The sequence below is a fragment of the Clostridiales bacterium FE2011 genome (assembly GCA_017569305.1).
Lineage (GTDB): Bacteria > Bacillota > Clostridia > Christensenellales > Aristaeellaceae > Aristaeella.
Genome location: CP069418.1, coordinates 1214288 through 1238548 on the forward strand (window position 1 = coordinate 1214288; position 24261 = coordinate 1238548).

At 52.6% G+C, this 24261-nt stretch carries 11 protein-coding genes; 3 read left to right on the plus strand and 8 right to left on the minus strand.

The genetic code is table 11. The features are described 5' to 3' along the window. Positions 1–21: 21 nt before the first annotated feature. The 4 genes from JRC49_05795 to JRC49_05810 form a co-directional block, all read right to left on the minus strand. On the minus strand, positions 22–2967 hold the full coding sequence (locus JRC49_05795) for a hypothetical protein (GenBank protein QTE72328.1): 2946 nt from the start codon (positions 2965–2967) through the stop codon (positions 22–24). After that, on the minus strand, positions 2964–13550 hold the full coding sequence (locus JRC49_05800) for an InlB B-repeat-containing protein (protein QTE72329.1): 10587 nt from the start codon (positions 13548–13550) through the stop codon (positions 2964–2966). The genes JRC49_05795 and JRC49_05800 overlap by 4 nt, the downstream gene beginning before the upstream one ends. 123 nt (positions 13551–13673) lie before the next feature. After that, entirely contained in the window at positions 13674–15443 is a 1770-nt protein-coding gene (locus tag JRC49_05805) for a hypothetical protein (GenBank protein ID QTE72330.1), read from the minus strand. A gap of 469 nt (positions 15444–15912) precedes the next feature. Then, positions 15913–16689 carry a tRNA threonylcarbamoyladenosine dehydratase gene (locus JRC49_05810; protein QTE72331.1) on the minus strand — a complete coding sequence of 259 codons (777 nt, stop codon included), beginning with the start codon at positions 16687–16689 and terminating at the stop codon, positions 15913–15915. 168 nt (positions 16690–16857) lie between these two features. On the opposite strand from JRC49_05810, the gene JRC49_05815 reads away from it, so the two are divergent. The 3 genes from JRC49_05815 (at position 16858) to JRC49_05825 (ending at position 19895) form a co-directional block, all read left to right on the plus strand. Beyond that, positions 16858–17832 (plus strand): glycoside hydrolase family 43 protein, encoded by a 975-nt coding sequence (locus JRC49_05815; protein QTE72332.1) that lies wholly within the window; start codon positions 16858–16860, stop codon positions 17830–17832. Then, positions 17832–19334 carry a family 43 glycosylhydrolase gene (locus tag JRC49_05820; GenBank protein ID QTE72333.1) on the plus strand — a complete coding sequence of 501 codons (1503 nt, stop codon included), beginning with the start codon at positions 17832–17834 and terminating at the stop codon, positions 19332–19334. Before JRC49_05815 ends, JRC49_05820 begins: the two co-directional genes overlap by 1 nt. A gap of 141 nt (positions 19335–19475) precedes the next feature. Continuing rightward, a complete protein-coding gene (locus tag JRC49_05825) occupies positions 19476–19895 on the plus strand; it encodes a DNA-binding protein (protein ID QTE72334.1) in 420 nt (139 codons plus the stop codon). A gap of 54 nt (positions 19896–19949) precedes the next feature. Here the strand turns inward: JRC49_05825 and JRC49_05830 are convergent, their stop codons facing one another. The 4 genes from JRC49_05830 to aroF all read right to left on the minus strand — a co-directional run bounded on the left by JRC49_05830 (position 19950) and on the right by aroF (position 24130). Further along, on the minus strand, positions 19950–20900 hold the full coding sequence (locus JRC49_05830; protein QTE72806.1) for a glycoside hydrolase family 5 protein: 951 nt from the start codon (positions 20898–20900) through the stop codon (positions 19950–19952). Between the two features lie 177 nt (positions 20901–21077). After that, entirely contained in the window at positions 21078–22220 is a 1143-nt protein-coding gene (gene pheA, locus JRC49_05835; protein QTE72807.1) for a prephenate dehydratase, read from the minus strand. Between the two features lie 24 nt (positions 22221–22244). After that, positions 22245–23102 (minus strand): prephenate dehydrogenase, encoded by an 858-nt coding sequence (locus JRC49_05840; protein QTE72335.1) that lies wholly within the window; start codon positions 23100–23102, stop codon positions 22245–22247. Positions 23103–23125: 23 nt separating this feature from the next. Next, on the minus strand, positions 23126–24130 hold the full coding sequence (gene aroF, locus JRC49_05845) for a 3-deoxy-7-phosphoheptulonate synthase (protein QTE72336.1): 1005 nt from the start codon (positions 24128–24130) through the stop codon (positions 23126–23128). Between the last annotated feature and the right edge of the window lie 131 nt (positions 24131–24261).

Below are 24261 nucleotides of genomic sequence, written 5' to 3' on the forward strand. Positions count from 1 at the left end.
AAGTTATTTCGGGTGATTTTTTTACTCGATGGTTTCGCCGACATTGATACTGCCCAGACCGATGCCCAAAGGCGTCTCAAAGTCGTCAATCGTGATGATCACCGGGTTCTTTACGTAGATAACTGTGACGGTCACATCCCTTGCGGGCATTGTGCCTTCCACCTTCTTGGTGTTGGTGTAGTACGTGTTGATTGTGGGAGATACGACGCTGTACTCGTCTCCGAAGTGGAGCACTTCCGTATAGGTCGCGGCGGCTTCTGTGCCGTCCTGGTACTTATACAGGATTGTCAGCGTGTATTCTTCCGCAGTGTAAACCACGTCGTATTCCATGTCCTTATCCAGGACACCCTTAACTCTCTCTGTATCAGCAGTATAACCCTCAATCGGCGGAGTTGCAACATCATATGCAGTACCGGCCTTTTCGACCCGGTTGATCGTATTGATGAGCTCGCCGTTCTTGCTGCCGATCCAGTAGCGGATAATCAGGGTTACCTTGGTTTCGATCGTGGGTTCGGGATCCTCACCGGGTGTCACAGGCACGTCGGGATTCTTCGGATCCGGGCTCTTGCCTTCAGCCGTTGCCACGTTCAGCACTTCACCGGCTGCCGCGTCTTCAGCGGTTACGGTGTAGCTGGTTTCGAATTCCTTCGTTGCACCGGGCGCCAGGCTTTCAACCGGCCACTTGTCTCCGGTCAGATCATCAATCACGTTGATATTGGTGATCGTCAGGTTACCGTCGTTCACGGCCGTGATCTTGTAGGTGATCACTTCGCCTTCTGCGTAGCCCTTTTCATCCTTGGGCGTGGAAGTAGTCTCTTTGTTGACCGTCAGGTGTCCATTCGGATCTTCGGGATCATCATCCGTCTTACCCGGTGTTACAGGCACGTCAGGCTCATCCGGATCCGGGCTCTTGCCCTTAGCAGTCGCTTCGTTGATGATGTGGCCGCTGAGGATGTCGCCTTCGGTCACTGTGGTGGAAGCGGTGTATTCCTTGCTTTCACCAGGTGCCAGGCTGTCGATCTTCCACTCGTCACCGGTCCGTTCATCCGTTACGGTGATTTCAGTGATCGTCAGGTTGCCGTCGTTCACAACGGTGATCTTGTAGTCAAGTGTTTCGCCCAGCTTGTATCCGTCTTCCGGCGTCTCGCTGGTGGTCTCCTTGATCACTGTCAGATGTCCCTTCGGATCTTCAGGATCATCATCTGTATGTCCGGGATCAACCGGTACGTCAGGTTCATCCGGATCCGGGCTCTTACCCTTTGCGGTTGCATCGTTGATGATGTGGCCGCTGAGGATATCGCCTTCGGTCACTGTGGTGGAAGCGGTGTATTCCTTGCTTTCACCAGGTGCCAGGCTGTCGATCTTCCACTCGTCTCCGGTCCGTTCATCCGTTACGGTGATTTCAGTGATCGTCAGGTTGCCGTCGTTCACAACGGTGATCTTGTAGTCAAGTGTTTCGCCCAGCTTGTATCCGTCTTCCGACGTCTCGCTGGTGGTCTCCTTGATCACTGTCAGATGTCCCTTCGGATCTTCAGGATCATCATCTGTATGTCCGGGATCAACCGGTACGTCAGGTTCATCCGGATCCGGGCTCTTACCCTTTGCGGTTGCATCGTTGATGATGTGGCCGCTGAGGATATCGCCTTCGGTCACTGTGGTGGAAGCGGTGTATTCCTTGCTTTCACCAGGTGCCAGGCTGTCGATCTTCCACTCGTCTCCGGTCCGTTCATCTGTCGCAGTGATGTCGGTGATCGTCAGGTTGCCGTCATTCACTACCGTGATCTTGTAGGTGACTGTCTCACCCAGCTTGTAACCACCTTCCGGCGTCTCGCTGGTAGTCTCCTTGATCACTGTCAGGTGACCATTCGGATCTTCAACCTTAACCGATGCGTTGGCACTCCACTCTTTTTCCACAACCCTCGCCGTCACCGTGTTGGTGAAGCTGCCTGCCAGGATATCGGCTTCCGTAATGGTGTAGGTTGCGGTGGTGGTGATCTCTGCTCCGGGTTCAACACCTTCGAAGGTATCCTTAGCCAGGGTCACACCTTCGATTTCGATCAGCTTGATCGTCACAATGTCATCATAGATGTTCTTAACCCAGATATCGAAGGTCACTTCTTCACCCAGTTTGTACACGGTGTCGTCGGCAGTCTTCTTCACCACCAGGTCATCCGGCACATTCTCATCATCCACGATGAGTTTACCTTCCGTCTTGGTAATGTCGTAGTTATCTGCCTTGGTATTCTCCTTGAGCGTAACGGTGAATGCATTCGTGCTTTCTCCAACCAGGGTCTGGCTGCCGGTGAAGCTGTAGGTCGCGCCTTCACCATCCACCCAGCCAGTCTCAACCGTCAGGCCGTTGGCATTCTTACCATCAACATCCGCGTTCGTCAGAGCTTCACCGTTATAAGATCTCTTAGCATTACCGCTGGTCAGGGTAACTGCACGTTTTGCTATCTTCAGCTGGCCATCCACGATTTTGAACTCAACATTCGTGAAGTTCGTGTTCGTGTTCTCGAAGTCTCCCGCCACGATACCCATGTCATAGGTACCCGCGTCGGTCTTCGTCACGGTCCAGGCAGCTGTCTCGGTTTCCGCCACGGATGTCGCCACGTCGTACAGCGTGTTATCAGCCACAATACTCTTGTACCCCTTGATCGTATGCGGCTGTCCGTCGTATGTCACTTCGTCGCTGTTCTCAGTGATCGTGACCGTGACTTTGTCGGTAATCGGCTTGATCTTCAGCTGGCCGTCCACGATCTTGAACTCAACATTCGTGAAGTTCGTGTTCGTGTTCTCGAAGTCTCCCGCCACGATACCCATATCATAGGTACCCGCGTCAGTCTTCGTCACGGTCCAGGCAGCTGTCTCGGTTTCCGCCACGGAAGTCGCCACGTCGTACAGCGTGTTATCGGCCACAATACTCTTGTACCCCTTGATCGTATGCGGCTGTCCGTCGTATGTCACTTCGTCGCTGTTCTCGGTGATCGTGACCGTGACTTGTCGGTAATCGGCTTGATCTTCAGCTGGCCGTCCACGATCTTGAACTCAACATTCGTGAAGTTCGTGTTCGTGTTCTCGAAGTCTCCCGCCACGATACCCATATCATAGGTACCCGCGTCAGTCTTCGTCACGGTCCAGGCAGCTGTCTCGGTTTCCGCCACGGATGTCGCCACGTCGTACAGCGTGTTATCAGCCACAATACTCTTGTACCCCTTGATCGTATGCGGCTGTCCGTCGTATGTCACTTCGTCGCTGTTCTCGGTGATCGTGACCGTGACTTTGTCGGTAATCGGCTTGATCTTCAGCTGGCCGTCCACGATCTTGAACTCAACATTCGTGAAGTTCGTGTTCGTGTTCTCGAAGTCTCCCGCCACGATACCCATATCATAGGTACCCGCGTCAGTCTTCGTCACGGTCCAGGCAGCTGTCTCGGTTTCCGCCACGGAAGTCGCCACGTCGTACAGCGTGTTATCAGCCACAATACTCTTGTACCCCTTGATCGTATGCGGCTGTCCGTCGTATGTCACTTCGTCGCTGTTCTCGGTGATCGTGACCGTGACTTTGTCGGTAATCGGCTTGATCTTCAGCTGGCCGTCCACGATCTTGAACTCAACATTCGTGAAGTTCGTGTTCGTGTTCTCGAAGTCTCCCGCCACGATACCCATATCATAGGTACCCGCGTCAGTCTTCGTCACGGTCCAGGCAGCTGTCTCGGTTTCCGCCACGGAAGTCGCCACGTCGTACAGCGTGTTATCAGCCACAATACTCTTGTACCCCTTGATCGTATGCGGCTGTCCGTCGTATGTCACTTCGTCGCTGTTCTCAGTGATCGTGACCGTGACTTTGTCGGTAATCGGCTTGATCTTCAGCTGGCCGTCCACGATCTTGAACTCAACATTCGTGAAGTTCGTGTTCGTGTTCTCGAAGTCTCCCGCCACGATACCCATATCATAGGTACCCGCGTCAGTCTTCGTCACGGTCCAGGCAGCTGTCTCGGTTTCCGCCACGGAAGTCGCCACGTCGTACAGCGTGTTATCGGCCACAATACTCTTGTACCCCTTGATCGTATGCGGCTGTCCGTCGTATGTCACTTCGTCGCTGTTCTCGGTGATCGTGACCGTGACTTTGTCGGTAATCGGCTTGATCTTCAGCTGGCCGTCCACGATCTTGAACTCAACATTCGTGAAGTTCGTGTTCGTGTTCTCGAAGTCTCCCGCCACGATACCCATATCATAGGTACCCGCGTCAGTCTTCGTCACGGTCCAGGCAGCTGTCTCGGTTTCCGCCACGGATGTCGCCACGTCGTACAGCGTGTTATCAGCCACAATACTCTTGTACCCCTTGATCGTATGCGGCTGTCCGTCGTATGTCACTTCGTCGCTGTTCTCGGTGATCGTGACCGTGACTTTGTCGGTAATCGGCTTGATCTTCAGCTGGCCGTCCACGATCTTGAACTCAACATTCGTGAAGTTCGTGTTCGTGTTCTCGAAGTCTCCCGCCACGATACCCATATCATAGGTACCCGCGTCAGTCTTCGTCACGGTCCAGGCAGCTGTCTCGGTTTCCGCCACAGAAGTCGCCACGTCGTACAGCGTGTTATCAGCCACAATACTCTTGTACCCCTTGATCGTATGCGGCTGTCCGTCATATGTCACTTCGTCGCTGTTCTCAGTGATCGTGACCGTGACCTTGTCGGTAATCGGCTTGATCTTCAGCTGACCGTCCACGATCTTGAACTCAACATTCGGGAAGTTCGTGTTCGTGTTCTCGAAGTCTCCCGCCACGATACCCATATCATAGGTACCCGCGTCAGTCTTCGTCACGGTCCAGGCAGCTGTCTCGGTTTCCGCCACGGATGTCGCCACGTCGTACAGCGTGTTATCAGCCACAATACTCTTGTACCCCTTGATCGTATGCGGCTGTCCGTCGTATGTCACTTCGTCGCTGTTCTCGGTGATCGTGACCGTTACCTTGTCCGGAGGATTAATCTTCAGCTGGCCGTCCACGATCTTGAACTCAACATTCGTGAAGTTCGTGTTCGTGTTCTCGAAGTCTCCCGCCACGATACCCATGTCATAGGTGCCAACGTCGGTCTTCGTCACGGTCCAGGCAGTTGTCTCGGTTTCCGCCACGGAAGTCGCCACGTCATACAGCGTGTTATCAGCCACAATACTCTTGTACCCCTTGATCGTATGCGGCTGTCCGTCATATGTCACTTCGTCGCTGTTCTCGGTGATCGTGACCATGACTTTGTCGGTAATCGGCTTGATCTTCAGCTGGCCGTCCACGATCTTGAACTCAACATTCGTGAAGTTCGTGTTCGTGTTCTCGAAGTCTCCCGCCACGATACCCATGTCATAGGTACCCGCGTCAGTCTTCGTCACGGTCCAGGCAGTTGTCTCGGTTTCTGTCACAGAAGTCGCCACGTCATACAGCGTGTTATCAGCCACAATACTCTTGTACCCCTTGATCGTATGCGGCTGTCTGTCGTATGTCACTTCGTCGCTGTTCTCGGTGATCGTGACCGTGACTTTGTCGGTAATCGGGGTGATCTTCAGCGTGCCGTTAGCTGTTGTCACCAGGTAGTTGCCTACCGCAGTTTCAGTTCCGGTTGTTACTGCTACGCCATCCACTGTCGCAATCACGTTCGGCTGAGTACCGACATCCGTAATTGTGCTGTCGTCTGTCATGACGACTGTGAATGTATGCGTATCACCTTCCGCCAGGCCGCTCACAGTAAACTCAGGCTGTGTCAGCGCAGTTCCGTCGTATTCCTTGCTCGCGTCCTTCGCGGTGATGGTGACCTTCTTCGGTGTGATCTTCAGCGTGCCGTTAGCTGTTGTCACCAGGTAGTTGCCTACCGCAGTTTCAGTTCCGGTTGTTACTGCTACGCCATCCACTGTCGCAATCACGTTCGGCTGAGTACCGACATCCGTAATTGTGCTGTCGTCTGTCATGACGACCGTGAATGTATGCGTATCACCTTCCGCCAGGCCGCTCACAGTGAACTCAGGCTGTGTCAGCGCAGTTCCGTCGTATTCCTTGCTCGCGTCCTTCGCGGTAATGGTGACCTTCTTCGGCGTGATCTTCAACGTGCCGTTAGCTGTTGTCACCAGGTAGTTGCCTACCGCAGTTTCAGTTCCGGTTGTTACTGCTACGCCATCCACTGTCGCAATCACGTTCGGCTGAGTACCGACATCCGTAATTGTGCTGTCTTCTGTCATGACGACTGTGAATGTATGCGTATCACCTTCCGCCAAGCCGCTCACAGTGAACTCAGGCTGTGTCAGCGCAGTTCCGTCGTATTCCTTGCTCGCGTCCTTCGCGGTGATGGTGACCTTCTTCGGCGTGATCTTCAGCGTGCCGTTAGCTGTTGTCACCAGGTAGTTGCCTACCGCAGTTTCAGTTCCGGTTGTTACTGCTACGCCATCCACTGTCGCAATCACGTTCGGCTGAGTACCGACATCCGTAATTGTGCTGTCGTCTGTCATGACGACTGTGAATGTATGCGTATCACCTTCCGCCAGGCCGCTCACAGTAAACTCAGGCTGTGTCAGCGCAGTTCCGTCGTATTCCTTGCTCGCGTCCTTCGCGGTAATGGTGACCTTCTTCGGCGTGATCTTCAACGTGCCGTTAGCTGTTGTCACCAGGTAGTTGCCTACCGCAGTTTCAGTTCCGGTTGTTACTGCTACGCCATCCACTGTCGCAATCACGTTCGGCTGAGTACCGACATCCGTAATTGTGCTGTCTTCTGTCATGACGACTGTGAATGTATGCGTATCACCTTCCGCCAGGCCGCTCACAGTGAACTCAGGCTGTGTCAGCGCAGTTCCGTCGTATTCCTTGCTCGCGTCCTTCGCGGTGATGGTGACCTTCTTCGGCGTGATCTTCAGCGTGCCGTTAGCTGTTGTCACCAGGTAGTTGCCTACCGCAGTTTCAGTTCCGGTTGTTACTGCTACGCCATCCACTGTCGCAATCACGTTCGGCTGAGTACCGACATCCGTAATTGTGCTGTCGTCTGTCATGACGACCGTGAATGTATGCGTATCACCTTCCGCCAGGCCGCTCACAGTAAACTCAGGCTGTGTCAGCGCAGTTCCGTCGTATTCCTTGCTCGCGTCCTTCGCGGTGATGGTGACCTTCTTCGGCGTGATCTTCAGCGTGCCGTTAGCTGTTGTCACCAGGTAGTTGCCTACCGCAGTTTCAGTTCCGGTTGTTACTGCTACGCCATCCACTGTCGCAATCACGTTCGGCTGAGTACCGACATCCGTAATTGTGCTGTCGTCTGTCATGACGACTGTGAATGTATGCGTATCACCTTCCGCCAGGCCGCTCACAGTAAACTCAGGCTGTGTCAGCGCAGTTCCGTCGTATTCCTTGCTCGCGTCCTTCGCGGTAATGGTGACCTTCTTCGGCGTGATCTTCAACGTGCCGTTAGCTGTTGTCACCAGGTAGTTGCCTACCGCAGTTTCAGTTCCGGTTGTTACTGCTACGCCATCCACTGTCGCAATCACGTTCGGCTGAGTACCGACATCCGTAATTGTGCTGTCTTCTGTCATGACGACTGTGAATGTATGCGTATCACCTTCCGCCAAGCCGCTCACAGTAAACTCAGGCTGTGTCAGCGCAGTTCCGTCGTATTCCTTGCTCGCGTCCTTCGCGGTGATGGTGACCTTCTTCGGTGTGATCTTCAGCGTGCCGTTAGCTGTTGTCACCAGGTAGTTGCCTACCGCAGTTTCAGTTCCGGTTGTTACTGCTACGCCATCCACTGTCGCAATCACGTTCGGCTGAGTACCGACATCCGTAATTGTGCTGTCGTCTGTCATGACGACCGTGAATGTATGCGTATCACCTTCCGCCAGGCCGCTCACAGTGAACTCAGGCTGTGTCAGCGCAGTTCCGTCGTATTCCTTGCTCGCGTCCTTCGCGGTGATGGTGACCTTCTTCGGCGTGATCTTCAGCGTGCCGTTAGCTGTTGTCACCAGGTAGTTGCCTACCGCAGTTTCAGTTCCGGTTGTTACTGCTACGCCATCCACTGTCGCAATCACGTTCGGCTGAGTACCGACATCCGTAATTGTGCTGTCTTCTGTCATGACGACTGTGAATGTATGCGTATCACCTTCCGCCAGGCCGCTCACAGTGAACTCAGGCTGTGTCAGCGCAGTTCCGTCGTATTCCTTGCTCGCGTCCTTCGCGGTGATGGTGACCTTCTTCGGCGTGATCTTCAGCGTGCCGTTAGCTGTTGTCACCAGGTAGTTGCCTACCGCAGTTTCAGTTCCGGTTGTTACTGCTACGCCATCCACTGTCGCAATCACGTTCGGCTGAGTACCGACATCCGTAATTGTGCTGTCGTCTGTCATGACGACTGTGAATGTATGCGTATCACCTTCCGCCAGGCCGCTCACAGTAAACTCAGGCTGTGTCAGCGCAGTTCCGTCGTATTCCTTGCTCGCGTCCTTCGCGGTAATGGTGACCTTCTTCGGCGTGATCTTCAACGTGCCGTTAGCTGTTGTCACCAGGTAGTTGCCTACCGCAGTTTCAGTTCCGGTTGTTACTGCTACGCCATCCACTGTCGCAATCACGTTCGGCTGAGTACCGACATCCGTAATTGTGCTGTCTTCTGTCATGACGACTGTGAATGTATGCGTATCACCTTCCGCCAGGCCGCTCACAGTGAACTCAGGCTGTGTCAGCGCAGTTCCGTCGTATTCCTTGCTCGCGTCCTTCGCGGTGATGGTGACCTTCTTCGGCGTGATCTTCAGCGTGCCGTTAGCTGTTGTCACCAGGTAGTTGCCTACCGCAGTTTCAGTTCCGGTTGTTACTGCTACGCCATCCACTGTCGCAATCACGTTCGGCTGAGTACCGACATCCGTAATTGTGCTGTCGTCTGTCATGACGACCGTGAATGTATGCGTATCACCTTCCGCCAGGCCGCTCACAGTAAACTCAGGCTGTGTCAGCGCAGTTCCGTCGTATTCCTTGCTCGCGTCCTTCGCGGTGATGGTGACCTTCTTCGGCGTGATCTTCAGCGTGCCGTTAGCTGTTGTCACCAGGTAGTTGCCTACCGCAGTTTCAGTTCCGGTTGTTACTGCTACGCCATCCACTGTCGCAATCACGTTCGGCTGAGTACCGACATCCGTAATTGTGCTGTCTTCTGTCATGACGACTGTGAATGTATGCGTATCACCTTCCGCCAGGCCGCTCACAGTAAACTCAGGCTGTGTCAGCGCAGTTCCGTCGTATTCCTTGCTCGCGTCCTTCGCGGTGATGGTGACCTTCTTCGGCGTGATCTTCAGCGTGCCGTTAGCTGTTGTCACCAGGTAGTTGCCTACCGCAGTTTCAGTTCCGGTTGTTACTGCTACGCCATCCACTGTCGCAATCACGTTCGGCTGAGTACCGACATCCGTAATTGTGCTGTCTTCTGTCATGACGACCGTGAATGTATGCGTATCACCTTCCGCCAGGCCGCTCACAGTGAACTCAGGCTGTGTCAGCGCAGTTCCGTCGTATTCCTTGCTCGCGTCCTTCGCGGTAATGGTGACCTTCTTGGGTGTGATCTTCAGCCAGCCGTCTGTTATTGTCAGATCATCTGTAGCATTAAAGTCATATTTTTCTGCATTTACCGAAATGGTAAAGCTTTCAGAATTCAGGCCCATCAGGTATCCAGGATTTGTATTAACATTAGTACCTGCGGCTTCAGCGGTCTTACCTTCTGCAAGTGCTACTGAAACACCGCTGGGAGCCGTCGTACTATACGCTCCTCCACCAACGCTGTATTCAACTGTGTACCCGGTTACACTCTGTTCCTGTCCATTGTATTCCTTTGTATCGGTGTTGCCTGTAATTCTGATCTTCAGTTCCGGAATCCAGACCGCATACATGTTGTCATAAGGTGTGCGTTCATCTGCAGCCACCTTGCTGACTTTAGTTCCCGTCTTGCTACCAAGATGGAATGCACCGTCATCTCCATAGTACAGGTACGGACCCGCGTCAGTTGTTGTTGCAGGAGTATCTCCATTCTGCTGAACCTTCGCCCAGCCGATAAACCTGTAGCCGGAACGTGTTAGTGCTCCTTCAATTGCTACAGACTTATTTACCTGGATAGGATCATCTTTCCGGAACGCCTCGGTTCCATCATTCCTGAACCACCAGATATGAGTTGTCGGCGGACCAATAGGATCAACATACTCCGCACGCAGCTGAACAACATAATCGTTCTTAGTAGGATCATCTGTATGCGGCGTCACCTTTGCGTCATCAGCATTGACTATGAATTGGGCGCCAGGGTATACATGTACATCTGTATCCGTATATTCAGTTCCATTCCACTTCTGAACAACCCAATATGCAAATACTTTTCCATCAGGCGCCGTCGATGCCGACTGGGCAACCGCCTTAGCCTGATCTACATATAGATTAGTATCGCTGGGAGGATTTGATCCTTCTCCCTCATCGTATTTCACACCAATACCGGTTGCGCCAATCAGAATCTTACTCCATTTGGCATACAGGTTAAATTCTTTTGTAATCCAGTCTCTGTCATCATCTTCATTTGTCTCTGTTCCATAACCATCATAGATTGTATGAGGATCCGTCAAATGAGCTGATTTATCGTATGGAGTAGAAACAGTTTGCTCATTCAATACATAATTTTCCGCATTGAATACACCATTATACTGGGGATTTGTATACCAACCAGAAAACTCATAACCAGTTCTGGTGCCATAAGGTGCACTGATTTTTCCTCCATATGAAATACGGAAGTTCATCTTCTGGTTTGCAGAACCCCAGTTAAGTGTTGTATCACTTGCTGGCACCATGGAATGCAGGAAAACACGATACTGGATCTGCCTCCATTTGGCATAGACTTTGATACCGTCTATCGGCATTTTTGCAAAAGTATAGGGTGATGTACAACCCTCATCAGTATACCATCCCTCGAAAATGAATCCCAGTTCACCTTCAGGAAGCTCCGGTATATATTTTGCATACTCATCAGCTGTAACATCTGCGCCCTGACCAATCGCTCTACTTTCGTGCAGCAGATGAGTTGCTCTGTTCTGAATTGTGTTACCATTACCATCAACATAATTACCATCAAAATAACTAATTTTGAACACCTGGCGGTTATAAAGATAATTCAGATGATGCAAGGTCGTCCCATTTTCTGTAGTAGTCCACGCACTATTATCATTAATGTTTGTTATGGTCCAGTTCTGACCTCTTTTACCAACAAAATCAAAGCCATCATATTTGGGCTCGTTCTGAGAGTTAACTTGTAAGTTACTGGAGCGGACCTCCATAATGTTATCTTCATAATACGTTCTGCCATTGTATTCTTTTGTTGTTTTTCCTGTATAATCTACTCCTTCTACTGTTTCAAACCAGATATGATATCTCCAGTTATTATAACCTTGCGCAGGGAAACGAATGATTACATAGTTGCCATTTGCTTGATTGGTCGCACCAAGAATATTCTCATTTAAAACCGATATTATACCCTTAACCGTACCAGATCCTCCATTAGTTGGATTTGGTTTAAGTTTCGTTCCCACCATCATAACGAAACTAACGGGCTGAAGACTTCCTACTCCTTGAATTTGGTCATATTTAGGCCATTTTGAGCTGATATCTTCTCCGTAATAAGCTGACAATGTGAAGAAATAATAATCATAATTACCCACGCGTTCGCTGTCCATAGTATAGCCATTAACAGTAGGATGATTTCTATCCGCCGGATTCCAGGTAACAAGATCATCAAGACTTCTTCCGCTACCAGAATTGTCTGCAAATGTATATCGATTTTGTCCACTTCTGGAATCTCTGTATACATAAAATCTAAAATTATAATGAATTCGATCATAATACAGGTTCAGAACAGAATCATTTTCTGGTCTGATCATCACTGTCTGACCCTTACTTCCTTCCGTCAGACAGAATCCTGTATAGTGGCCATTCTCTCCAAAGCCGGCACCTGTAGCATAATCTTCATCTATATTATCAACAGATGTATACGGAATATTGGCACCAACCGTGCCACTCACAACCACAGAACCTGCCACATCATATCCCGTCCTAGCCTGATTCTGTGTCCAGAAAATAACTGTATAAACAGCCGTCGTCTCGCTGATCCAGCTTGCATAAATCGTAACACCGTCATCCAGTTCTCCGCCAAACGCATATTGTCCTGTTGTGATTGTTGGATCTGTGCCATGTGCATCAGCATGTTCCTTAGTATCGTACCAACCACCAAATCTATAGCCCTTACGAACCATTTCAGCGTCTGGTCTAGGTAGATGTGTTGTTTCACCGGATTTTACAAACTGCGGAGCGCAATAGGTCGCACCTTTGCCGTTTTCATCGAAAACAAGCCAATGACCTTGCGGTGCATCAACAGCGAATGTCACATCGCCTGATATGGTAATTATTGTTTCGTTCTCATAAACTTTTTCTTCAGTATGACCCGTTATATTGTTTCCGCCTTCACTCACTAACCATCCCATAAAGGCGTGTTCGTTATCCTTGGGAGTATACGTCATGTTGACCGTATATTCAACTTCAGGATTTGGCGTTTCTGCATTATAACGGAAATTAATCACATCCTCGCCAACAGAAACGCCTCCGTCACCAAGATAACTAATTCTATATTGTTTGGCGAGAACCGCATAATAAGTTACAGAATCTCCGTTTGTCGCTTCTTCAATATCATGAACACCACTGTTAAGTTTCTCTGTAACAGCCGTCCTGATATCTGCAATCGTCATCGGAGTAAAATCCTCGTCCGGCAATTCGTAATCCGGCTCGTCAGTCCATCCAAGGAAAATCACTCCAGCAGGCAGCGTTCCTGTTCCCGGATCATAAACGATCTTTTCAAATTCTGTCTGATTCGCCAGATCGCTCTTTTTTACCCATATTGTAGCAATATCCGAACCGTTACTGTTGAATTTGACTTCCAGCCGTGCATCCACGCCTTCCGCCACAACAGCATAAACAGAGAAGCCTCTCGCTTCGAAGTCGAAGCCAGTCATCTCATCATTTGCATTTTTATAGAAAGTTGCAGGCACTTCCTGTCCATCCGACTCATGGACAAGTGATAATCTGTCACCCGGATTCAGTTGGACAGGATTATTTAACGTAACCCGTACATCAACCGTTTCACCGGATTTCTGATCGGGCTGCCATACGGATCCGTCAGGATTCTTGACTGTAATATTGTATTTGGCAATAACTCTCTTACCCGATGTTGTCGCCACAGCCTTCCTTAATGAAGGCTTCTCTGCCACTTCGCTGAATTCCACTGTGCTGCCATTCAGCAGGGAATCTTCACGAAGAGTACCGACCAACACCGAACCTGCTGTATTTCCATCCGGTGTTTTGGCGCTTTGGGTGAAGAAGTTTTCTGTGAGGTGCGCCGAATTGGACGTATCAACCACAACGTTTGCTTCATAGGTGGAAAAGACCGAAGCAACCGCATCCAATGGCGCAACGCTGAGCACCATGATCAGTGCCAGCAGCAGTGCAGTGAATTTTCTTACTGAATAATTCATGTTCCAATCCCCTTATTATGATGGTCGGAGTAGTTTTGCAAACAGTATTGGAAACTTCGATAACAGGTTAAGCCGCATCGGACTTCGTCCGGAGCGGCTTGGGTTTTGCTTAACTTTGCTGGATTACTCGATTACGTCGGTGATGGTCACCTGTACGCGCCAGAAGTCTTTGTAGTTGTCTCTTGTAACGATCTCAGAATGACGTGTTTCGTTGGAACCGGGCACATCCAGCCAGTCCGCATTGTTTTTGCTCTGCTGCCACTGGATGGTATATTCAAGATTGTCATAACCGATCAGCACGGCAATGAAGGTTACTTCTCCGCCGATCGCGGGTGTTTCATTATTCCAGGAATAATAAATATCAATTGTACGGTCGGGATTCAGTGCATCAATCAGTGTGTTGCTGACGACTGCATCCGTAGGAACGGTCTGGGTGGGAATCGGATCTCCCTTTTCATCAAGTATAAGCTCTCCATCCTCATTCCGCAAGTAGGTAACGGGGATTTCATCGCCTTCAACCACTGTGACGATCGGATTTCCGTTTTCATCCAGGATCAGGTTGCCGTCTTCATCCTTTTCGTACGCATAAACCGCAGCGGGCTTCTCTTCATCGAGTCCCTTGGGCGTTTCATAATCTTCAATTTCTTCCAGATTGATGGTTTCTTCCTCTTCTTCAGCAGGAACCGTATCAATCACATCCGCTTCTTCAGCGGGTTCTTCAGTTTCCTCAGCGGGAGCTTCGGGCTCCTCGGCGGGAGCTTCGGACTCCTCGGCGGGAGCTTCAGGCTCTTCAGCAGGAGCTTCGGGCTCTTCGGCAGGAGCTTCGGGCTCCTCGGCGGGAGCTTCGGGCTCCTCAGCAGGAACTTCGGACTCTTCAGCAGGAGCTTCGGGTTCTTCGGCGGGAGCTTCGGGCTCTTCAGCGGGAGCTTCAGGCTCTTCGGCAGGAGCTTCGGGTTCTTCGGCGGGAGCTTCGGGCTCTTCAGCGGGAGCTTCAGGCTCTTCAGCGGGAGCTTCAGGCTCTTCGGCAGGAGCTTCGGGTTCTTCGGCGGGAGCTTCGGGCTCTTCAGCGGGAGCTTCAGGCTCTTCGGCAGGAGCTTCGGGTTCTTCGGCGGGAGCTTCGGGTTCTTCGGTGGGAGCTTCGGGCTCTTCAGCGGGAGCAACGCCCGCCAGAGGTTCTTCATTGGTAGTTTCAGGTTCGGTAGCGGGAGCAGCTTCCTGTTCCTTTACCTTAACCGGAGCGGAGCTGTACAGCACTGTGCCGTCTTCCGCCCGCAGGGCGCAGCGAATCGGATAACTTCCGGAAGTTTTATTTACAGTGAACTTGTAAATCTCTCCGGTCGCTCCTTCAATCCTCTGCCATTTCTTTTCCACGTCCTGGATTTCCCACCAGATGGAATAACCCATATTGGCATTGGAAACAACAGCTCTCAGGGAAGCTTCTGCACCGGTCGCTACGGGCATCGGAATGTTGACAGACAGGCTGCCGGTGAAGGAAACCTGGGCAGCAGGCTCCTCTGCCGGTGCTTCAGCGGGCTCAGCAGGAACTTCAGCGGGAGCTGCGGCGGGTTCTGCAGGCGCTTCAACAGGAGCATCGGCCGGAGCTTCAGCGGGTTCAGCAGGAACTTCAGCGGGCTCAGCAGCAGGTTCTGCAGGCGCTTCAACAGGAGCCTCAGCCGGAGTTTCAGCGGGCTCAGCGGGAACTTCAACAGGTTCCGCAGCGGGTTCAGCAGGCACTTCAGCAGGAGCTTCCGCCGGAACTTCAGCGGGAGCTTCAGCAGGAGTTTCTGCAACCTCCACCGGAGCTTCAGCATTTTCGATTTCTTCAGCCATCACCATCGGCATTGTTCCAGCCAGCAGGATAACAGCCAACAGAATGGAAATAATTTTCTTCATTACGTTTCTCCTCCTGAATTCGTTTGCAACCGTGTTTTCATCGTCCACTGTGTGGATCTATATCGGTCTGTCGTTTGGTGAAATCCTTATTTTTCAAAGGATCTTGCTAACTGTTTCTGTCAGATGGAGAGGTTTTTCCAATTGAGGCATTTTGACACCAACTTCATCTTTCAGCCGTATATTAACATATGAATAGTTACATTTTGGTTATATAATGCAAAATTTTGCATTTTTCTTGCGCGAAATTTGCCATTTTGTTTTGTTGCAATTCTTTGTTTCTTTAGTAAAATAAAGCGTTCTACGGTTTTTTGCTGCAAATTGTCCGTTCCTATTTGTTACTTTGCATATGTAACTATTATTCATGTAACTTATGCATACAAAATAAATACAATTCATTTATACAATAATGAACAGGCCGTTCGATTATTTTCGAACGGCCTGTTTAATGTAACTTTTGATTGTCAGCTGGTCAGTTTTCCTCGTTTGAGGTCGTATATTCTTTGCAAAGATCTTTGATCACTTCGCCGGCAATAATCAGTCCTGCGGTTGCCGGAACAAATGCCGTCGATCCCGGAATATCCCTGCGCACTGTGCACTTCCGGGTACCCGGAGGACAGATACAGTGTTTCCGGCAGCTGATCGACGGATCCTCCAGCGGCCTGACCGGTTTTTCTGTGGAATAGACAACCTTCAGGTGCTTGATGCGTCTCTTCCGGCATTCCGTACGCATCACCCGTGCCAGGGGACATACGGAAGTCTTATAGATATCCGCCACTTTGAATGCGGTGGGATCCAGTTTGTTGCCGGCACCCATGGCACAGATAATAGGTGTGCCTGCCGCATTTGCCTGTTCCACCAGCGCCAGCTTGCCCTTCACTGTATCAATGGCATCCACTACATAGTCATATTGGGTGAAATCAAACTGGTCCTGCGTCTCCGGCAGGTAGAAGGTTTTGTATGTTGTAACCTTGCAGTCCGGGTTAATATCTTTAATCCGTTCCTCCGCCACGTCCACTTTATACTTCCCCACTGTGCTGCGGGTGGCATAAATCTGGCGGTTCAGGTTAGTCAGGCAAACTTTGTCATCATCAATCAGATCCAGGGCGCCGATACCGGAACGGGCCAGCGCCTCCACCGTATAGCCGCCGACGCCGCCGACGCCAAACACCGCCACGCGGCATTGCGCGAGGTGCTCCATGGCCTCCGGTCCAAGCAGCAATTGTGTCCGGGAAAACTGATTCAGCATAAAGGCACTCCGTTCTGTCTGAAAAATCGACTCATTATCTCATGTTTCTCCTTTTGTTTCAACTGAATACAGCCTGTCCATTTTACGCACTAAATTGTCCGTACTACTTTCTTTTCCAGGGGCTTTGTTATATAATAACCGCAACAATCCAAAAAGGAGTGCTTCTTCATGAGTGAACAGCGCAAGCCTCTGGTCTCCCATATCTTTACCGCGGATCCTTCCGCCCACGTCTTCAATGGCAAAATCTACGTATACCCCTCCCATGACATTCCCCACGACGGCGAGGACAATGACGATGGCGATGAGTACCGCATGGAAGACTACCACATCCTGTCCATGGACAGTGTGGATGCGCCCTGTGTGGACAACGGTTGTGCCCTGCACATGAAGGATGTCCCCTGGGTCAGCAAGCAGATGTGGGCTCCCGATGCCGCGTACAAGGACGGAAAGTATTACCTCTACTTCCCGGCACGCGACAAGGACGGTATCTTCCGCATCGGCGTTGCGGTTTCCGATGACCCCGCCGGTCCCTTCACTCCTGAAGATGACTATATGCCCGGCAGCTACAGCATCGACCCGGCCGTTCTCGTAGATGATGACGGACGCGCCTATATGTACAACGGCGGCCTGTGGGGCGGCCAGCTGGAAATGTGGCAGAGCGGCAGCTTTGATCCCGATGCACACCGTCCGGAAGGCGATGAACCCGCCCTCGGACCGATCTTCGGTGAACTGGATGCTGACATGAAGCACTATAAAGGCCAGCCGAAGCAGCTGCAGATCCTGGACGAGAACGGCAAACCCCTCACCGCCGGTGATGAGGACCGCCGCTATTTCGAAGGTCCCTGGATGCATAAGTTTAACGGAAAGTACTATCTCTCCTACTCCACCGGTACCACCCACTACCTGGTATACGCTGAAGGTGATCGCCCGGACGGACCCTTCACCTATAAGGGAAGAATCATGGAGCCTGTGCTTGGCTGGACCACGCATCACTCCATCGTGGAGTATCAGGGAAAATGGTACCTGTTCTATCATGACTGTGAGCTGTCCAACGGCATCAACCACCGCCGCTGCGTCAAGTTCACTGAGCTGACCATTCACGAGGACGGCACCATCGATACAATCCGTCCTTACGAAAAGTAATGTTCTCCGTGATTAATGCCGCCCGCGGCCGGAAATCTCCGGTTCGCCGGGCGGCTGTTCTCTTGTCTGTCCTGATGCTCTTTACCTGTGCCAAAGGAGAAAACCTGAAGATGAACACCGTACCTGTCACCCTGCAGAAATCCTATAAAAAAGCCGGAGAAAACAACCCGCTGTACACCCAGCGTTTCGGTGCCGATCCCGGTGTAATGGAATATGACGGCCGGCTGTATGTATACATGACCGACGATATCCTGGAATATGATAAAAAGGGAAACGTAAAGGAAAATTCATACAGCCAGATTCGGAGCATTAACTGCATCTCCTCAGATGACATGGTCAACTGGACCGATCATGGCCGGATCCGGGTAGCCGGTCCCGGCGGCGTCGCCAAGTGGGCCAACAACTCCTGGGCTCCCTGTGCCGCACACAAAACCATTGACGGCCATGAAAAGTTCTTCCTGTATTTCTGCAATGGCGGCAACGGCATCGGCGTACTGTCCGCCGACAGTCCCGTCGGTCCCTGGCGGGACGAGCGGGGCAGCCTGCTGATCACCCGCGGCGTTAAAAACTGTGCCGATGTCACCTGGCTCTTCGATCCCGCCGTTATGGTGGACGATGACGGCACCGGCTATCTTGCCTTTGGCGGCGGTGTGCCGGAAGGAAAATGGGCCGCCCCCGGTACTGCGCGTATCGTCCGTCTGGGTGAAGACATGATCAGCCTGGCCGGCGATCCCGTCCGCCTGGATGTGCCGTGGCTCTTCGAAGACTCCGGCATCAACAAAATCGGGGATAAGTATTTCTATACCTACTGCTCCAATTTCCAGACCAAAGGCAACAGCCTGAAGCTGACCGACGGTGCCATCCAGTATATGATCTCAGATAATCCCATGGGACCCTACACCTATATGGGTGAGCTGTTCCCCAATGAAGGTCACTTTTTCGGTATGTATGGCAACAACCATCATTCAATCGCCAGCCTGAACGGTGAATGGTACCTGTTCTACCACAACCGCCCCGTGGAAAAAGCCATGGGCGTCACCGGCAATTACCGCAGCCCGCAGGCGGACCGGATCTTCTTCGGTGAGGACGGCCTGCCGCAGCAGGTAAAGGGCACCATGAAGGGGCCGGACCAGCTGAAGCCGCTCAACCCCTTCCGCATTGTCTCCGCCTCCACCATGTCCCACCAGGCAGGCATCAATGCAGAGGGTGCCAACGGCCAGTCCTGGATCAACGGCGAAACGGGCAGCTGGCTTCAGGTTTCCGGAGTGGACTTTGGAACCGGCGCTTCTTCCCTTGTGGTCACCGCCATGGCACCTACCGACTGCACCCTCTATGCCGTGCTGGATGATCCGGAAGGTCCTGTGATTTCCCAGGTGCGTATCGAGCTTCCGGGCGACGTAAAACCCGCCGCCTTCCGCGCGCCGATCCAGGCGGAAGGAGTCCATGACCTGTACCTGATCACAGACGGGGTCATGAAGCTGTATTCCTGGCAGGTCAAGTAAAGATATAAAGCAATCTGATCACCGCGGCCACCGCCGCGGTTTTTTCTTGCCTCCGCATAGGAAAACGGGGAAGAAAAGCCGAATCTTATACGTAGAATAAGCGGTGTGCTTTCACAAAAACTGTACATCAGGAGGAAACGAATGGACTACAGGAGATTCGGAAACACTTATCTTGTCCGGATGGACGTTGGAGAGGAAATCGTTGAGGAGCTGAAATCCCTTTGCAGGAATGAGAATATCCGCCTGGCACAGGTGGATGCCATCGGCGCCGTTCGTCAGGCGGTTATCGGTGTATATAATCTGGAAGAACAAGCCTATCACCGGGAAGATCTGGAAGGCCTGATGGAAATTGCCGGCCTCCAGGGCAGCGTCACAAGGATGAACGGAGAAGTTTATCCGCACCTGCACGTAACCCTGGCCGGGCAGGATAACAAAGTACACGCCGGACACGTCATCGGGCTCATCGTCGGTGCCACCTGTGAGATGTTCGTCCGGGTGCTGGATGGAGAGGTCAGCCGGGAACGGGACGAGGAGATCGGCATCAACATCATCCGGTTCTGATATATGAAAAAACGCCCTTCGGGAAACAGTTCCCGAAGGGCTTCTTTATGCTTCTTACAAGTATTTGATCAATTCATTCCGGACGCCGTCCATCCGCGCGTCGCTCAGGCCGAAGTCCATCTCACGGTAGGACCAGGCGCTGCGGGCGATTCCGTACTTTTCAAACACGGCGTTGATGGTTTTAAACCACTTGACAGTATCTTCCGGTGTAGTCCGGTCAATCACGCCATACTCGCCGCAGTACAGGGCCGTCCCGCGGGCTTCTGCCGTCTCAATGGCGGAAGCGAACTGCTTTTCAAAGTATTCCGGGGTGATATCCGCTTCCTCAAAAGCCACCCGCCTGTTGATATCGAAGGCCGGATCCGGAATCCAGGTCGCTCCCTGATGAGTGAAATCCAGCGGATCATAGCAGTGGAAGTTATAGATTACCCGGTTATCCGCCGGCAGGTCCAGATCCTTCACCGCGTCCGGGCTGTTGTTCCAGTAGCTGCCGACCAGGATCAGGCTGGTGGGGGCAATTTTCCGGATCCGGCGGATGCATTCCGCCGCAATCCGGTTCCACTCGCCGATCACGGAAGCGTCTGTCACCTCATTCAGCAGTTCAAAGGCGATGTTTTCCGGATCATTGAAGCGGGCCGCCAGTCCTTCCCACAGCTTGTAGAACCGTTCCTGGTACGGCAGGCTGCCGAAGAAGCCGCTTTCCTGATGGGCCGCGTCAAAGGAATAGCCGGCCGTCTTGTGCAGATCCAGCACAACCTTGAGGTTCCGCTTCAGGCACCATTCAACCGCCTTCGCAATCCGGCCGAAGCCTTCCTCGCTCAGGCCGCCCTCCGCCGTTTCCAGCACGTTATAGTCCATGGGAATCCGGACGTGGTCCAGTCCCCATCCGGCAATCACGTCCATATCCTTTTCGGTGATAAAATGATCCAGGCGTTCTTTGGAATAGTCGCACTGGGAGAACCAGCCGCCCAGGTTTACGCCCCGGTAAAACCCGAAATCTTTCATCTTCATTCGAACACGCTCCTTTTGTATCAGTATACACAAACAACACTTTTCGCGAAAGGGTCTTTTTATTTCATTTGAAAATCAAAGAAACAGCTTTCAGATCTGAAAGCTGTTTCCTCCGCCATTTTTAAGTTTTCAGTTTCAGTATTCATTCTCAACGCGTAAAACGCGTTGAGCTTACGCCAGTTCAGAGTAGCTTCCCAGATACGCGCATTGCTCCAGCGTCACGTCCAGTTCTTCAATCAGCCGGGCAAAGGACGGGGAATAAACGGATGCGTCAATGTCGAAGCAGAACATGAATTCGAAATCCCTTCCCGGCACAGGACGGCTCTCCAGTTTGGACAGGTTGATCCCCTCAGCATAGAACCGTCCGAGCAGCTGATACAGCGCACCGGGCTTGTTGGGCAGTGCCAGCATCAGGCTGGTATGATCCGCGCCGGGATAGATCTCCGGTTTCCGGGAGATGCAGATGAACCGGGTATGGTTGTTGCTGTTGTTCTGGATATCGGTTTTCAGGATCTCCAGGCCGTACAGCGGCGCGCAGTGTGCGGAGGAAATAGCAGCCACATCCTTCCGGTCGCTCTCCGCCACCATCTGGGCTGCCGCAGCGGTATTGGTGCTGATGTTCACCCGCCACTGCTTGTTTTCTGTCAGGAGCCTGGAGCACTGCTGGATCGCCTGCTCATGGGACCAGACTTCCCGGATATCCTCCAGTTTCGTGCCGGGCTTCACCAGCAGCGTATGATCAATCTTTACCCGGGCAGAGCGCACAATATAGCACTTCCGGCTGATCAGCTGGTCATACACGCTGTTCACGGATCCGGCCAGGCTGTTTTCAATCGGCAGGATGCCGTAGTCGCACAAGCCCTTTTCAATGGCGGAAAAAACGTTCTCGAAGGTCTTGCAGTACATGATGGAAGGAGACCGGAAGATCTTCTCGCAGGCCTGCTGGGAATAGGCGCCTTCAACGCCCTGGCAGGCCACCGTTGCCTTTTCGGGAAACAGTTCCGGTGTCTCCTTCAGGCTTTTGCGGATCAGCTGGCCCAGTTCGCTCATTTCCCGGCCTTCCAGCAGCTGGTTGGTCCGGCTCTGGGCCATCAGGAAACCGAACAGGGCCCGGACGCCGTTCTCATTCTTTTCCCCGGCTTCCGCGCCCACCTTGTTCAGCACATCCCGTTCCCGGGCAGGATCTGACACCGGCAGGTGATGTTCCTGCTTGTAGCGGCCGATCTGGCTCGCTGTTTCCAGCCGTTCTCCGTACAGCCGGATAATATCGCTGTCGATCCGGTCAATTTCCGCTCTCAGTTCTTCGATGGTCATTTCAATCATCCTTTCCGGGATCGGTTATTTCTTATCCTTCCACTCCGTGTCAATCGCTTCCTTGCGCTCGCGGCCGTCCTTCAGGAGCTTTTTCAGTGTCTCCGCGTCTCCGGCAGCGATGGCGTCGCGGTACTCCTGCAGGGATTTGATCAGGCAGTCCAGTTCAAAGCCCAGATGCTCCGCATTGTCCAGGAAGAGCTCAGTCCACATGGTTTCGTTCAGTTTGGCCACCCGGGTCAGATCCCGGTAGCTGCCCGCTGAGAAGGACAGGTGCTCTGCCGCTGTGGGAGATTTGATATAGGCGTTTGAAACCACATGGGCCAGCTGGGAGGTAAAGGCGATCATTTCGTCATGCTTCTCCGCTGTGGTCACGGTTACGGACTTGAAGCCCGTTTCCCGCAGCAGCTCGCTCAGCCGGCTGACCAGGAACAGATCCTCCTGCTTCCGGGGCACCAGGATCATGGTCGCGTTCTGGAACAGGTTTCCGTCCGCGTATTTGATGCCGGAGAACTGTTTACCGGCCATCGGGTGACCGCCGATAAAGGTGAAGCCGTATTCCTCCGCCAGGGCAAAGCAAGGCTCGCATACTGCCTTCTTCACACCGCACAGATCGCTTACCACCGTATCCTTGCGGATCTTCGGCGCCAGCTGCTCCAGCGTTTCCACCGCCGCGCCCGGATACGTTGCCAGGAACAGGTAATCGCATTCCGGGATATTGTCTTCTGTCAGTTCGCCCTGGATGGTTTCTGTCAGAAGGGCGTATTTCTGCACATGCTCGTCCGTGTCCCTGCCCAGGATCCTGTGTCCCTGTGCGCACAGTGCTTTGCACAGGGAAGCACCCATCAGGCCCAGGCCGACCACGCCGATTGTTTTGCTCTCCATCTCTTTCTTCCTCCGGTGCCAGCTTATACCAGTGCTTTGCGGATCTTCATGACCGCTTTTGCTACGTCGTCAAACTGTTCCGGCGTCAGGCTCTGGGGACCGTCGCACAGGGCATGCTTCGGGTCATTATGCACTTCGATCATCAGGCCGTCCGCGCCGCAGGCCGCTGCGGCCATGGCCATAGGTTTCACGTACCGTGCCGCACCGGTCGCGTGGCTCGGGTCCACCACCACCGGCAGGTGGCTCAGTTCATGCAGCACCGCCACCGCAGACAGGTCCAGCGTGTTCCGGGTATAGGTTTCGAAGGTCCGGACGCCGCGCTCACAGAGGATGATCTGCTCGTTGCCGCCAGCCATGATGTACTCGGCGCTCATCAGCAGCTCCTTGATGTTGTTCGCCAGGCCGCGCTTGAGGAGCACAGGCTTCCTGATCCGGCCCAGCTCCTTCAGCAGTTCAAAGTTCTGCATGTTCCGGGCGCCGACCTGGATCACGTCCACCTGCTCAAACAGGGGCAGATGACCGATGTCCATGATCTCGGTGATGATCGGCATACCGGTCCGCTTTTTAACCTCCAGCAGGATCCGGATACCTTCCCCGTGAAGGCCCTGGAAATCATAGGGAGAAGTACGGGGCTTGAAAGCGCCGCCCCGGAGCATACCCGCTCCGCTCTCCTTCACCGCCTTGGCGATGGTTTCCACCTGGTCTTCAGTTTCCACGGAGCAGGGGCCGGCAATAATCTGGAAGTTGCCGCCGCCAAAAGCCACCTGATCCGTCACCCGGACCACTGTGTCGTCCGGATGGAACTTCCGGTTAGCCTTCTTGAAGGGTTCGGAAATCCGGGTTACGCTCTGGACAATGTCCAGTCCGCTGATCAGGTCCGTATCGATCCGGGTGGTATCGCCCACCAGGCCGATCACTGTCTGGTATTCACCCTCGGAAACATGGGTCCGTACGCCATAGCTTTCCAGCCAGGAAATCAGGTGCTCTTTTTCTTCCTGCCGGATATCCTTCTTCAGTGCGATAATCATTTTTCTTCTGCTCCTTCCTCAATGAAACAGGGCCCGCAGTAATTCTGCGAGCCCTGATGTTTACCCTCATGGGAAAACCTGCGCGGCAAAATTACCTTACCTCAGACTGTCTTCGTAAAGGTAAAGTAATA

What these genes read in the sequence shown, in the direction of transcription:
- JRC49_05810 (QTE72331.1), bottom strand. Translation starts at nt 16,689, where the DNA reads ATGCTGAATCAGTTTTCCCGGACACAATTGCTGCTTGGACCGGAGGCC.
- JRC49_05840 (QTE72335.1), bottom strand. Translation starts at nt 23,102, where the DNA reads ATGGAGAGCAAAACAATCGGCGTGGTCGGCCTGGGCCTGATGGGTGCT.
- JRC49_05805 (QTE72330.1), bottom strand. Translation starts at nt 15,443, where the DNA reads ATGAAGAAAATTATTTCCATTCTGTTGGCTGTTATCCTGCTGGCTGGA.
- JRC49_05820 (QTE72333.1), top strand. Translation starts at nt 17,832, where the DNA reads ATGTTCTCCGTGATTAATGCCGCCCGCGGCCGGAAATCTCCGGTTCGC.
- JRC49_05815 (QTE72332.1), top strand. Translation starts at nt 16,858, where the DNA reads ATGAGTGAACAGCGCAAGCCTCTGGTCTCCCATATCTTTACCGCGGAT.
- JRC49_05830 (QTE72806.1), bottom strand. Translation starts at nt 20,900, where the DNA reads ATGAAAGATTTCGGGTTTTACCGGGGCGTAAACCTGGGCGGCTGGTTC.
- aroF (QTE72336.1), bottom strand. Translation starts at nt 24,130, where the DNA reads ATGATTATCGCACTGAAGAAGGATATCCGGCAGGAAGAAAAAGAGCAC.
- JRC49_05825 (QTE72334.1), top strand. Translation starts at nt 19,476, where the DNA reads ATGGACTACAGGAGATTCGGAAACACTTATCTTGTCCGGATGGACGTT.
- JRC49_05800 (QTE72329.1), bottom strand. Translation starts at nt 13,550, where the DNA reads ATGAATTATTCAGTAAGAAAATTCACTGCACTGCTGCTGGCACTGATC.
- pheA (QTE72807.1), bottom strand. Translation starts at nt 22,220, where the DNA reads ATGACCATCGAAGAACTGAGAGCGGAAATTGACCGGATCGACAGCGAT.